The 12,809-nt window shown below is 69.7% G+C and carries 10 protein-coding genes; 7 read left to right on the top strand and 3 right to left on the bottom strand.

What is annotated here, in order from left to right; all coding sequences use genetic code 11:
* Both ABTY98_RS14215 and ABTY98_RS14210 read right to left on the bottom strand, forming a co-directional pair.
* Entirely contained in the window at nucleotides 1-1,074 is a 1,074-nt protein-coding gene (locus ABTY98_RS14215; protein ID WP_352221167.1) for an ABC transporter permease, read from the bottom strand.
* 5 nt (nucleotides 1,075-1,079) lie between these two features.
* Nucleotides 1,080-2,099 carry a sugar ABC transporter substrate-binding protein gene (locus tag ABTY98_RS14210; RefSeq protein ID WP_352221166.1) on the bottom strand — a complete coding sequence of 340 codons (1,020 nt, stop codon included), beginning with the start codon at nucleotides 2,097-2,099 and terminating at the stop codon, nucleotides 1,080-1,082.
* A gap of 311 nt (nucleotides 2,100-2,410) precedes the next feature.
* On the opposite strand from ABTY98_RS14210, the gene iolD reads away from it, so the two are divergent.
* From iolD to ABTY98_RS14175, 7 genes are all read left to right on the top strand, one after another.
* On the top strand, nucleotides 2,411-4,282 hold the full coding sequence (gene iolD, locus ABTY98_RS14205; RefSeq protein ID WP_352221165.1) for a 3D-(3,5/4)-trihydroxycyclohexane-1,2-dione acylhydrolase (decyclizing): 1,872 nt from the start codon (nucleotides 2,411-2,413) through the stop codon (nucleotides 4,280-4,282).
* Nucleotides 4,283-4,311: 29 nt separating this feature from the next.
* Nucleotides 4,312-5,097 carry a GntR family transcriptional regulator gene (locus ABTY98_RS14200; RefSeq protein ID WP_352221164.1) on the top strand — a complete coding sequence of 262 codons (786 nt, stop codon included), beginning with the start codon at nucleotides 4,312-4,314 and terminating at the stop codon, nucleotides 5,095-5,097.
* Nucleotides 5,098-5,428: 331 nt separating this feature from the next.
* A complete protein-coding gene (locus ABTY98_RS14195; RefSeq protein ID WP_352221163.1) occupies nucleotides 5,429-6,742 on the top strand; it encodes an ABC transporter substrate-binding protein in 1,314 nt (437 codons plus the stop codon).
* A gap of 8 nt (nucleotides 6,743-6,750) precedes the next feature.
* Entirely contained in the window at nucleotides 6,751-7,731 is a 981-nt protein-coding gene (locus tag ABTY98_RS14190) for a carbohydrate ABC transporter permease (RefSeq protein ID WP_352221162.1), read from the top strand.
* On the top strand, nucleotides 7,728-8,615 hold the full coding sequence (locus ABTY98_RS14185) for a carbohydrate ABC transporter permease (RefSeq protein ID WP_352221161.1): 888 nt from the start codon (nucleotides 7,728-7,730) through the stop codon (nucleotides 8,613-8,615). The genes ABTY98_RS14190 and ABTY98_RS14185 overlap by 4 nt, the downstream gene beginning before the upstream one ends.
* Nucleotides 8,616-8,642: 27 nt before the next feature.
* Complete coding sequence (locus tag ABTY98_RS14180; RefSeq protein ID WP_352221160.1) at nucleotides 8,643-9,965, top strand: glycoside hydrolase family 36 protein; 1,323 nt, start codon at nucleotides 8,643-8,645, stop codon at nucleotides 9,963-9,965.
* Nucleotides 9,962-11,971 (top strand): beta-galactosidase, encoded by a 2,010-nt coding sequence (locus ABTY98_RS14175; RefSeq protein ID WP_352221159.1) that lies wholly within the window; start codon nucleotides 9,962-9,964, stop codon nucleotides 11,969-11,971. Before ABTY98_RS14180 ends, ABTY98_RS14175 begins: the two co-directional genes overlap by 4 nt.
* Before the next feature lie 143 nt (nucleotides 11,972-12,114).
* Here ABTY98_RS14175 and ABTY98_RS14170 read toward each other — a convergent pair whose 3' ends face one another.
* Entirely contained in the window at nucleotides 12,115-12,783 is a 669-nt protein-coding gene (locus ABTY98_RS14170) for an NUDIX domain-containing protein (protein WP_352221158.1), read from the bottom strand.
* Nucleotides 12,784-12,809 lie beyond the last annotated feature (26 nt).

Here is a 12,809-nt window from a genome sequence, read left to right as displayed (position 1 = left end):
TCACCTCCTGGTCGCGGTGCGCTGGACCCACAGGTTGATCAGGACGGCGCCGAGCAGCATGACGCCGAGGAAGGCCTTGAACCAGTCGGGGTTCCAGCCGGCGTAGACGATGCCCTGCTGCACCATGCCGAACATGAAGGCGCCGAAGACCGGGCCGATCGCCGAGCCCGCACCGCCCGTCAGGAGGCAACCGCCGATGACCGCGGCGGAGATGTAGATCAGCTCCTGGCCGACGCCCTCGCCGGACTGCACGGTGTTGAACGAGAACAGCTGGTGCATCCCGACGAACCAGGCGCCGAAGCCGACCAGCATGAACAGCGAGATCTTGGTGAAGGTCACGGGGACGCCGACCGCGCGGGCGCTCTCCTTGTTGCCGCCCACCGCGAAGATCCAGTTGCCGTACCTGGTGCGCAGCAGCACCCAGGTGGCGATCGCCGCGAAGACCAGCCACCACACGATGGTGATTTTCACTTCGACGCCGCCGATGTGGAAGGAGGAGGCGAAGATGCTCCTGACCTGGTCGAAGCCGTCCATGTTGCTGATGTCGTCGGTGGCGACGTTGCCGGTGACCAGCTTCGTGACCGCGAGGTTGACGCCCTGGAGGATCAGGAAGGTGCCCAGGGTGACCAGGAAGCTGGGCAGCCCCGTCCTGACCACCATCCAGCCGTTGAAGGCGCCGATGGCGAGCGACACGACGAGCGCGACGATCACGCCCGCCCACACGTTCAGCGTCAGCTGGTAGCTCAGCATGCTCGCGGTCAGCGCCGAGGTGACCACCGCGACACCGGCGGAGAGGTCGAACTCGCCGCCGATCATCAGCAGGGCCACCGGCAGGGCCATGATCCCGATGGTGGACGACTGGTACAGGATGTTCGCCATCGAGCTGGCTTCCCGCACCGGCGGCGCCGCGATCAGGAAGAAGACGTACACCGCGACGGCGCCGAGGAACACGCCCACGTCCGGACGGGCGAGCACCCGCAGCGCCAGGGGGCGTTGTGCGGTACGGCCGTCCTTCTCCTGGGGGCCGGAGGCCGGCGGCGGTGTGGTCACCGCCGGCTGTACCTGGTGGCTCATACCGATCACCGAGTGCCCTTCGCGGCGAACTGGGCGACCTTGTCGACGTTGGACTTGTCCACGAAGGCCGGCCCGGTCAGCACCGGCTGCTCACCGCCGCCCATGTAGTTGCCGTTGTTCTTGTAGAGCCACAGCGAGTCGACCGCCAGGTAGCCCTGCAGATAGGGCTGCTGGTCCACGGCGAACTCGATGGTCCCCTTGCTGATGGCGCCGGTCAGGTCCTTGTTGAGGTCGAAGGTCGCGATCTGCGCCTTGCTGCCCGCGTCGGACAGCGACTGCACGGCGATCAGCGCGATGGGGGCGCCGAGCGTGACCACATGGTCGACGGAGCTGTCCGTCTTGAGCTTGGCGGTGATCGTCGACCTGACCGCCGTCGGGTCCGTGCCGTTGACGTACAGGGTCTCCGTCGTCCCCGAGAACGTCTTCTTCACCCCGTCGCACCGCTGGGTGAGGCCGACGTTGCCCTGCTCCTGGATGACACAGACGACCTTCTTGGCGCCTTCCGTGTTCAGCCGGTTGCCGAGCGCCTCGCCCGCCACCGTCTCGTCCTGGCCGAAGAACTCCAGCAGGCCGAGCTTCTTCCAGTCGCTCACACCGGAGTTGAGCCCGACGACCGGGATCTTCGCCGCGGTCGCCTTGCCGATGACGGCCTTGAGGGCGTCCGGCTTGGCGAGGGTGACGGCGATCCCGTCGACCTTCTGGTCGATCGCGTTCTGCACCAGGTTGGCCTGGTTGCCGGCGTTCGGGTCGGCCGAGTAGACGAGTTTGACGTTGTCCTTGGCCGCGGCCGCCTCGGCACCCTTGCGGACGATGTCCCAGAAGGTGTCGCCCGGCGACTGGTGGGTGACCAGCGCGACCGTCATGCGGGGGGTGCTCGCCTTGCCGGCGGCGGCGGACCCGCCGCCCTCCTCCGACTTCTTTCCTCCGGAGCTGCTGGAGCAGCCGGCGAGGGTCAGGGCGGCCGCCGCGGCCACGGCCACGAAGGGGGCGAGTCTCCGCGGACGGATACGGGATGAGCGGTCCATCTTGCCTGCACCTCACTGTGCGACGGGAGAGGAAGGGGATCCGTGAGGATCCCGGACCCGGCCCGGAAAGTACTGGTCCGGGTCGGCGCTGTGCGTTGGGACGGGATACAAGTCCCTGCGCGGCCCGCTGTCAATACTTTGTTAAGACATCATTTCACACTCAGGTCCGAATGTAAGTACAAACCATTGACAGCTCCACCTGTCCCGATCTACACCTGAGAGGCATCCCGCCCCACCCTGGGAGCCTCGCGATCCCTACCCGCTCCCGCCTGGCGTACCCCTGTACACCATCCCGTCCGAATGAGGTCCCCATGAGCCAGCCGACCACCTGCCTGACCGTCGCCCAGGCGCTGGTGCGGTTCCTGTCCGCCCAGTACACCGAGCGCGACGGCGTCCGGCACCGGCTGATCGCCGGCACCTGGGGCATCTTCGGCCACGGCAACGTGGCCGGGATCGGCCAGGCGCTCCTGGAGTACGGCGACGTCATGCCGTACCACCAGGGCCGAAACGAGCAGGCGATGGTGCACGCGGCCGTCGGTCACGCCCGCCAGCTGGACCGGCTCTCCGCGCAGGCGGTGACCACGTCCATCGGCCCGGGCGCCACCAACCTGGTGACCGGCGCCGCCCTCGCCACCATCAACCGGCTGCCGGTGCTGCTGCTCCCCGGCGACTACTTCGCGAGCCACGCGCCCGACCCGCTGCTGCAACAACTGGAGCACCCGGCCGAGTTCGACGTCTCCGTCAACGACACGCTGCGCCCGGTCTCCCGCTACTTCGACCGGATCACCCGCCCCGAGGCGCTGATCCCGTCCGCGCTGAACGCCATGCGGGTGCTCGCCGACCCGGCCGAGACCGGCGCGGTCACCCTCGCCCTCCCCCAGGACGTCCAGGCGGAGGCGTACGACTGGCCCGAGGAGTTCTTCGCCGAGCGCGTCTGGCGGGTCCGCCGGCCGGCCCCGGACCCGGTCGAGCTGGCGGACGCCGTGACCGCCGTACGGGCCGCTCGGCGCCCCCTGATCGTGGCGGGCGGCGGCATCCACCACAGCCGGGCCGAGGACGCCCTGAGGGCCCTTGTGGAGGCCACCGGCATCCCCGTCGCCTCCACCCAGGCCGGCAAGGGCTCGCTGCGCCACGACCACCCGGCCAACCTGGGCGGTATCGGCCACACCGGGACCGCCGTCGCCGACGACCTGGCCCGCACCGCCGACCTGGTCATCGGCGTCGGTACCCGGTACACGGACTTCACCACGGCCTCCGGCACCCTCTTCCAGAACCCGGACGTCCGCTTCCTCAACCTGAACATCACCGGCTTCGACGCCCACAAGCTGGCCGCCCGCACCCTCGTCTGCGACGCGCTGGCGGGCCTTGGCGCCCTCACCCATGCCCTCGCCGGGCATCGCGTGGCCGCGGCCTACGAGGCGGAGTACCGGGCCGGCAAGGAGCGTTGGGAGGCCGTCGTCGAGGCCGCCTACCGCGCGGACGACGAGGACGCCGTGCCGACCCAGACGCAGGTGCTCGGCGCCCTGGACGCCGTGGTCGGGGATGACGACGTTGTCATCAACGCGGCCGGCTCGCTCCCGGGCGACCTGCACAAGCTCTGGCGGGCCCGCTCGCCGCGCCAATACCACCTGGAGTACGGCTACTCCTGCATGGGCTACGAGATCCCGGCCGGCATCGGCGTCCAGCAGGCCGCCCCGGACAGGGTGGTCTGGTCCCTGGTCGGCGACGGCACCTATCTGATGAATCCGACCGAGATCGTCACCGCCGTCCAGGAGGGCCTGCCCGTCAACCTGGTGCTGATCCAGAACCACGGGTACGCCTCCATCGGCGGCCTCTCCGAGTCGGTGGGTGGCGAGCGGTTCGGCACCGCCTACCGCTACCGCCTGGCCGACGGCACCTTCGGCGGCGCCCCGCTGCCGGTCGACCTCGCCGCCAACGCGGCCAGCCTCGGCATGGAGGTGCTGCGCGCCAAGACGGTGCGGGAGCTGCGCGAGGCCCTCTCGGCGGCCCGGGCGAGCGACCGGCCGACGTGCGTGTACGTCGAGACGGATCCCGCGCCCACCGCTCCCCCGGCCGAGGCCTGGTGGGACGTGCCGGTCGCCGAGACCGCCGCCCGCGAGGCCGCCGTACGGGCCCGCGAGGACTACGACCGGCGGCGCGCCGAGCGCCGTCGGCACCTGTGACCCCACGAACCCCGGAAGGAGGTGTCCCGGTGGCCCGAACCGGTGATTCCGCCCGCGCCGCGACCGTCTCGGCACTCGACTCCCTGGACTTCGCGCTGGACCGCGGCAGTCCGGTGCCGCTCTACTACCAGCTCGCCCAGCAGCTGGAGGGAGCCATAGAGCACGGCGCCCTCGCCCCGGGGAACCTCCTGGGCAACGAGATCGACCTCTCGGTGCGGCTGGGCCTGTCCCGGCCCACGGTCCGGCAGGCGATCCAGTCCCTCGTCGACAAGGGGCTGTTGGTGCGCCGCCGGGGCGTGGGCACCCAGGTGGTGCACAGCCAGGTGAAGCGGCCGCTGGAGCTGAGCAGCCTCTACGACGACCTGGAGTCGGCCGGGCAGGGCCCGACCACCCGGGTGCTGCGCAACGAGCGGATCCCGGCGACCGGCGAGGTGGCCGCCCAGCTCGGCATCGCGGAGGGCGCGGAGGTGGTCGTCCTGGAGCGGCTGCGCTGTACGCACGGCCAGCCGGTGGCGTTCCTCTGCAACTTCCTGCCCGCCACCCTGCTCGAACTGGACACGGAACGCCTGGAGTCGACCGGCCTGTACCGGATGATGCGCACGGCGGGCATCACCCTGCACAGCGCTCACCAGACGGTGGGCGCCCGCAGCGCGACCGCAGAGGAGGCCGCCCGCCTCGACGAGAAGGAGGGCGCCGCCCTGCTCACCATGCGGCGCACGGCCTACGACGACACCGGGCGGCCGGTGGAGTACGGCAGCCATGTCTACCGGGCCTCCCGGTACGCCTTCGACTTCCAGCTGCTCGTACGGCCGTAGGACGGGCGTGGAACGCTGTGTGGCGGTACGGCCGCGGCCGGTTTAACCGCTGGTCCTGCCACGGGAAACCAACATGCCCGCACACGAGCCCCCACGGAGTTCGACCCCCGGGGGCTCCGTCGTACGGCTCCGTTCAACAAACCGGCAGGCGACCATGTCGATTACGTTTCGGGCAAGAGACGGGCGAGAGAGACGCAGGCTATTGACGCATGAGCGGACAAGCGGCTGTTATTGCGCCCACGATGTTCGGCCGAGTTGGTTTCTGATCGGTTTCGGGACCTTTCGAAGATCAACTCTTCCCCTTGCCGAACCCTGTTACTCAGGAGCCGCCATGCGCATCTCCCCGTCCGGTCTTCACGTGCCGGGTCCGAGCCGCCGAAACGTTCTGCGAGGCGCCGGTTCGGCCGCCCTCCTCGCCGGTGCCGGCATACCCCTGCTGTCCGCCTGCGGCGGCAGCGGGTCCTCCTCCGACCCGAAGACCGTCAGCCTCGGCTCCAACTCGTCCGACGCTGTGCCGAAGAAGGCCTTCGCGGAGATCTACGCGGCCTTCACCAAGCAGTCCGGCGTCAAGGTCGACGTGAACACGAAGGACCACAACACCTTCCAGGAGCAGATCAACTCCTATCTGCAGGGCACGCCGGACGACGTGTTCACCTGGTTCGCCGGGTACCGCATGCAGTTCTTCGCGGCCAAGAACCTGGCCTCGCCGATCGACGACGTGTGGGCGAAGATCGGGGACAACTTCCCTGACGCGATGAAGCAGCTCAGCAAGGGCGAGGACGGCAAGTACTACTTCGTCCCGCTGTACACGTACCCGTGGGCGATCTTCTACCGCAAGAGCGTGTTCCAGGCGAAGGGCTACGAAGTCCCCACCACCTGGGAGGCGTTCGTCGCCCTGTGCAAGAAGATGAAGGGCGACGGCCTGGTCCCGATCGCCTTCGGCGACAAGGACGCCTGGCCGGCGATGGGCACCTTCGACCAGATCAACTTCCGCCTCAACGGCTACGACTTCCACAAGTCCCTGATGGCGGGCAAGGAGGCGTGGACCGACCCCAAGGTGAAGGCCGTCTTCGACCACTGGGCCGAGATCCTCCCCTACCACCAGGACGGCTTCATGGGCCGCACCTGGCAGGACGCCGCCCAGACCCTGGTCTCCAAGAAGGCCGGCATGTACGTCCTCGGTTCCTTCGTGGGCCAGCAGTTCACCAACAAGGCCGACCTGGACGACCTCGACTTCTTCGCCTTCCCGGAGCTCAACTCCGCGTACGGCCAGGACACCGTCGAGGCGCCCACCGACGGCTTCATGGTCAGCAAGTCCCCGAAGAACCACGCCGGCGTCGTGAAGCTGATGGAGTACCTCGGCACCCCCGAGGCCGAGTCGATCTACCTCAAGGCCGACAACAGCGTGGTGGCCGCCTCCAGCAAGGCCGACACCTCGTCGTACACCGCGCTGCAGAAGAAGGCGTACACGATGATCAGCGGCGCCAAGAGCCTCACCCAGTTCATGGACCGCGACTCCCGCCCGGACTTCACCTCCACGGTGATGCAGCCCGGCCTGCAGAAGTTCCTGCAGAACCCCAAGGGGGTCGACAGCCTGCTCTCGTCAATCGAGCGGCAGAAGAAGACGATCTTCGCGTCCGAGTGAGCTGCTGAATGACGACTGAATCCCCCACGAAGTCCCCGGAGGCGGCCGCCGTGCCGCCTCCGGGGCGCGCGTCCGAAAAGAAGCGGGTCCCGCAGGGGCACAAGCGCCTGCTGACCCGCCGCGACCGGATCACGCTCGCCTTCATGGCGGGCGTGCCGACGATTCTGCATGTGGTCCTCGTCTGGGTTACCGCCCTCGCCTCGATCCTCCTCGCCTTCACCACCTGGGACGGCATCGGCTTCGACTCCATCAAATGGGTCGGACTCGACAACTTCAAACAGCTCTTCACCGACAACCCGCAGTTCTGGCCCGCCGTCCAGCACAACGTCATCTGGTTCGTCGTACTCATCCTGATCCCGACCCCGTTCGGCCTCTTCCTGGCCGTGCAGCTGGACAAGAAGATCCGGTTCAGCCGGGTCTACCAGACGGCGTTCTTCCTGCCGGTCGTCATCTCGATGGCCTGCATCGGCTTTGTGTGGCAGCTGATCTACAACCCGGACACGGGTCTGATCAACAGCATCATCGGCGCCAACAAACCCGGCCACTACATCGACTGGATCGGTGACCCGAAGCTCAACCTGTGGGCCGTGCTGATCGCCGCGTCCTGGCGGCACGCCGGCTACATGATGATCCTCTACCTGGCCGGCCTCAAGAGCGTCGACCCGTCGCTGCGGGAGGCCTCGGCCCTGGACGGCGCCAACGAGTGGCAGACGTTCAAGAACGTCATCTTCCCGACGCTGCGCCCGACCAACACCGTCGTCCTGGTCGTGACCATCATCGAGGCGCTGCGCGCCTTCGACCTGGTCTTCGTCTTCAACAAGGGCGCCCAGGGCACCGAGTTGCTCTCCATCCTGGTGACCAACAACATCATCGGCGAGTCGAGCCGCATCGGTTACGGCTCCGCGATCGCGGTGGTCCTGCTGTTCATCTCGCTGATCGTGATCATCCCGTATCTGATCGCGACCTTCCGGAAGGAGCGGCGCGCATGAGCACCGTGAGCGCGCTGGGCAAGCAGCGCACCCCGATCCGCCCCGCCCGCATCCTGCTGCACGTGTTCCTGGCCGGTGCGGCCCTGGCCTGGCTCGCCCCGCTGCTGTGGGCGGTCTTCTCGGCCATGCGCCCCTACAGCGAGACCAGCGCGCGGGGCTATCTGTCCTGGCCGCACACGCTGAACTTCGACAACTTCAAGAACGCGTTCACGCAGTCGGACATGACCCACTACTTCATGAACACGCTGATCATCGCGGTCCCGGCCGTGCTGCTCACGCTGTTCCTGTCGTCGATGGTCGCGTTCTACGTCAGCCGCTTCGACTTCCGGGTCAACCTGGCGCTGCTGCTGGTGTTCACGGCGGGCAACCTGCTGCCGCAGCAGGTCATCATCACCCCGCTGTACCGGATGTACCTGCTGACGAACCTGCCGGGCATCACCGCGAGCGGCAAGCTGTACGACTCGGCGCTCGGCCTGGTGCTGATCCATGTGGCGTTCCAGTCCGGGTTCTGCGCGTTCGTGCTGTCCAACTACATGCGCTCGCTGCCGCACGAGCTGACCGAGGCCGCGCTGGTCGACGGCGCGTCGGTGTGGCGGCTGTACTGGCAGATCACGCTGCCGCTGTGCCGGCCGGCGATGGCGGCCCTGGCGACCCTGTTGTCGATCTGGATCTACAACGACTTCTTCTGGGCCCTGGTGCTGATCTCGACCGGAGAGAACATGCCGATCACCTCGGCGCTGAACAACCTCTCCGGCCAGTACTTCACCGACCCCAACCTGGTCGCCGCCGGTTCCCTGCTCACCGCGATCCCGACGCTGGTGGTGTACTTCGCGCTCCAGCGCCAGTTCGTCAGCGGCCTGACCCTGGGCTCCGCCAAGGGCTGATCCGGCCCCCCTCTGAAAGAGAACCCCGTGCACAACCCGTTCACCCCGGTCGCCTCCGTGCCCGTGGACGCGCGCACCGCCCGTGTCCACGAGGAGGGCTGGCAGTCCTGGTCGCCCAGCGGCGCCTACGCCCTCGACGCGGCCCCGTACCGCCCGACGAACGACAACTGGGCGACCGTCTGCTACCGCCCCGGCCGCAGTGTGCCCGCCGGGGCCTTCCAGGGCGAGGGCCTGCTGGCGCTCGACCCGGGCGACGGCTCCCCGGTCCGGCTCTGGGCCGGGACGGACCCGCTGCACGAGGTGCCGTCGGTCCGGCTGACCGTCGCGGGCGGCTCCGCCGAGGTCGAGGCGGACGGCCCGGTCAAGGAGTGGACCGGCGCGGACATCCAGTCCGCGCTGGCCGGGTGGGCGGACTCCCTGGCCCTGCCGGCCCCCCGCCCGGCACCCACCGTCTGGTGCTCCTGGTACGAGTACTTCACGGCCGTCACCGAGGACGACGTCCACGAGAACCTGCGGGCGATGGACACCCTCGACCTGCCGATCGACGTGGTGCAGATCGACGACGGCTACCAGAGCTCCCTGGGCGACTGGCTGAACCTCTCCGGCCGCTTCCGCTCCCGGCGGGGCATCGCGGACGCCATCCGCGCCCGCGGCCGCCGGGCGGGCATCTGGACGGCGCCCTTCCTGGTCGACCCGGCGAGCGCCCTCGCCGAGACGTACCCGGACTGGCTGGTCCGCGACCCCGACGGCAACCCGCTGCACGCGGGCCGCAACTGGGGCCACGACCTGTACGTCCTGGACACCACCCACCCGGCCGCCGCGGCCTACCTCACCGACGTCTTCGCGACGCTGCGCGCCGAGGGCTACGACTACTTCAAGGTCGACTTCCTCTACGCGGGCGCGATGGACGGCGTACGGCACTCGGGCGCGGACCCGCTCACGGCGTACCGCCTCGGTATCGCCCTGATCCGCGAGGCGATCGGCGCGGACGCCTACCTCCTCGGCTGCGGGGCGCCGATCCTGCCCTCCATCGGCCTGTTCGACGCGATGCGGGTCAGCCCCGACACGGCCCCGCACCGCCGCCCCGAGGCCGATGACTACAGCCAGCCGGGCCAGGACCCGGCCGAGTTCGCCGGCGTCGGCCGCCAGTGGCAGCACGGCCGGCTCTGGATCAACGACCCCGACTGTCTGATGGCCCGCCCCGCCGTGGAGACCCGCGCCCGCTGGGCGACCCATGTGGAGGCCGTCGGCGGCCTGGTCGCCTCCAGCGACCGGCTGCTCTCCCTCGACCCGTGGGGCGTGGAGACGACCCGCCGCCTTCTCACCGGAGCAACCGGAGTTCACCGATGACCGACCGCACCCTCTCCGTCCCGGGCATCGCCTACGGCGGCGACTACAACCCCGAGCAGTGGCCCGAGGAGGTGTGGGCCGAGGACGTCCGTCTGATGCGCGAGGCGGGTGTGAACATGGTGAGCGTCGGCATCTTCTCGTGGGCGCTGATGGAGCCGTCCGAGGGTGTCCACGACTTCTCACGGATGGACAGGATCCTCGATCTCCTCCACGAGAACGGCATCGCCGCCGACCTCGCCACCCCGACGGCCGCCCCGCCGGCCTGGTTCTTCCGCGCCCACCCCGAGGCGCTCCCGGTGGACCACGACGGCCGCACCCTGTCGTACGGCAGCCGGCAGACGTTCTGCCCGAGCAGCCCCGCCTACCGCGAGGCCGCGCTCAGGATCGCGGGCGCCATCGCCGAGCGGTACGCGAGCCACCCGGCCGTGAAGATGTGGCACGTCCACAACGAGTACGGCTGCCACAACGCGGCCTGCTACTGCGACACCAGCGCGGAGTCCTTCCGCCGCTGGCTGCGCGCGAAGTACGCCGACGACCTGGCCGCCCTCAACGCCGCCTGGGGCACCACCTTCTGGAGCCAGTGGTACTACGACTGGGACGAGATCCTGCCGCCGCGCGCGACCGGTGCCGTACCCAACCCGACGCACCAGCTGGACTGGCGCCGGTTCTGCTCGGACGAGCTGCTGTCGCTGTACACGGCGGAGCGGGACGTGCTCCGGGAGGCGGCCCCGTCGATCCCCGCCACCACCAACTTCATGGTGATGCACAACTTCGACGCCCTCGACTACTGGCGCTGGGCACCGGAGCTGGACGTGGTGGCCAACGACCACTATCTGATGTCCGCAGACCCGGAGTCGGAGATCGACATCGCGCTCAGCGGTGACGTGATGCGGTCGCTGGCGGGCGGGCCCTGGCTGCTGATGGAGCACTCGACGGGTGCGGTGAACTGGCAGCCCGTCAACCGGGCCAAGAGCCCTGGTGAATTGCGCCGCAACGCGCTCGCGCATGTGGCGCACGGCGCGGACGGCATCTGCTACTTCCAGTGGCGGGCGGCGAAGGCGGGCGCCGAGCAGTGGCACTCGGCGATGCTGCCCCATGCCGGGACCGACAGCCAGATCTGGCGGGACGTGGTCCGACTGGGCGCGGATCTGCGGGCGTTGGCGGAGGTGCGGGGCAGCACCGGCACCGCCGAGGTGGCCGTCGTCTGGGACTGGGACGCCCGCTGGGCGGTGGAGTTCCCCTCCCAGCCGAGCGGCGAACTGCGCTACCTGGACGTCGTCCGCGCCTGGTACGAGCCGCTGTGGCGGGCGGGGGTGGCCGTGGACTTCGTCCGCCCGGACGCCGATCTGTCGGCCTACCGGGTGGTCCTGGCGCCGAGCCTGTACCTGGTGGACGACGCGGGCGCGGCCAACCTGACGTCCTTCGCCGAGGCGGGCGGCACCCTCGCCGTCGGCTTCCACAGCGGCATGGTGGACGAGAACAGCCATGTCCGGCTGGGCGGTTACCCGGGCGCGTTCCGGGACGTGCTGGGCGTCCGCACGGACGAGCTGTTCCCGCTGCTGCCGGATGAGCGGGTGCGGCTGAGCGAGGGCGGCTCGGGCTCGCTCTGGTCGGAGCGGGTGCGGCCGGAGGGCGCCGAGGTGGTCATGTCGTACGCCGACGGCCCGCTGTCGGGTGTCCCCGCGGTGACACGGCACGCGTACGGCACGGGCAGTGCCTGGTACCTGGCGACCCTGCCCGACGCGGAGACCCTCGCGGGGCTGCTCGACCGGATCCGTACGCAAGCGGGCGTGGCCGCGGGCCGCACCGCACCGGCGGGCGTGGAGGTCACCCTGCGGCGCGGTACGGACGCGGACTACGTGTTCGTGATCGACCACGCCGGACAGGGCGCCGAGGTCGCGGTGGCGGCGGGGTCGGTGGAGCTGCTGTCCGGGAAGCCGGCCGGCGGCACGGTCACCGTGGCCCCCGGCGAGATCGCCGTCGTACGGGAGCCGCGCGGTCAGTGAGCCGCGTCCAGGCGGGCCCGCTGGGTCGGTGCCGATGGTGCGGTACTTCATGGCGTCTCCTCCGTCCGTGCACCCGGGCGTCCGGGTGCACGGTGGGGAGTCTTCAGCTTGAAGTGCGCTTCAGGTCAAGGGCGTCGAGCGCGTCAGCGCTGTGCCGCGAACGGGCCGTCCAGTGCCGCCCACTGGAGCAGCATGATCGTCTTGGCGTCGGCGATCTCGCCGGTGCGGATCATCTGCAGGGCCTGGCGGAAGGGGAGTTCGAGGATCTCGATGTCCTCGCCCTCCTCGTCCAGGCCGCCGCCCTCGTGGGTGCGGGTGGCGGGGGTGTAGGCGGCCGCGTAGAAGGAGATCCGTTCGGTGACCGAGCCGGGGCTCATGTAGACGTCGAAGACGTGCTGGACGTCGCCGACCGTGTGGCCGGTCTCCTCGACGACCTCGCGGCGGACCGCGTGTTCCGGGTGCTCGTCCTCGGCGTCCAGGAGGCCCGCCGGGGTCTCGATCAGCATGCCGTCGGGGTGGCCGTTGACGTACGCGGGGAAGCGGAACTGGCGGGTGAGCAGGACGGTTTCGCGCTCGGCGTCGTAGAGGAGGAGCGTGGCGCCGTTGCCGCGGTCGTGGGTCTCGCGTTCCTCGGTGTGCCAGGTGCCGTCGGCGTGCTGGTAGTCGAAGGTGGTGGCCCGCTCGACGTACCAGTGGCTGGACAGCAGTTTCACCTCCCGGACCCTCACGCGCGGGTTGCCGGTCAGGTCCAGGCCGGTACGGTCGAGTCCGGTGCGGCCCCGGCGGTCGGGGGTGTCGGTTCCGGCGGTCATCGGGCACCGGCCGGGCGGACGGGGGC

This window comes from Streptomyces sp. NPDC096040, assembly GCF_040303265.1.
Classification (GTDB): Bacteria; Actinomycetota; Actinomycetes; order Streptomycetales; family Streptomycetaceae; genus Streptomyces.
The sequence above is the reverse complement of the archived record's forward strand: the minus strand, read 5'-3'. Positions and strand labels throughout refer to the sequence as shown.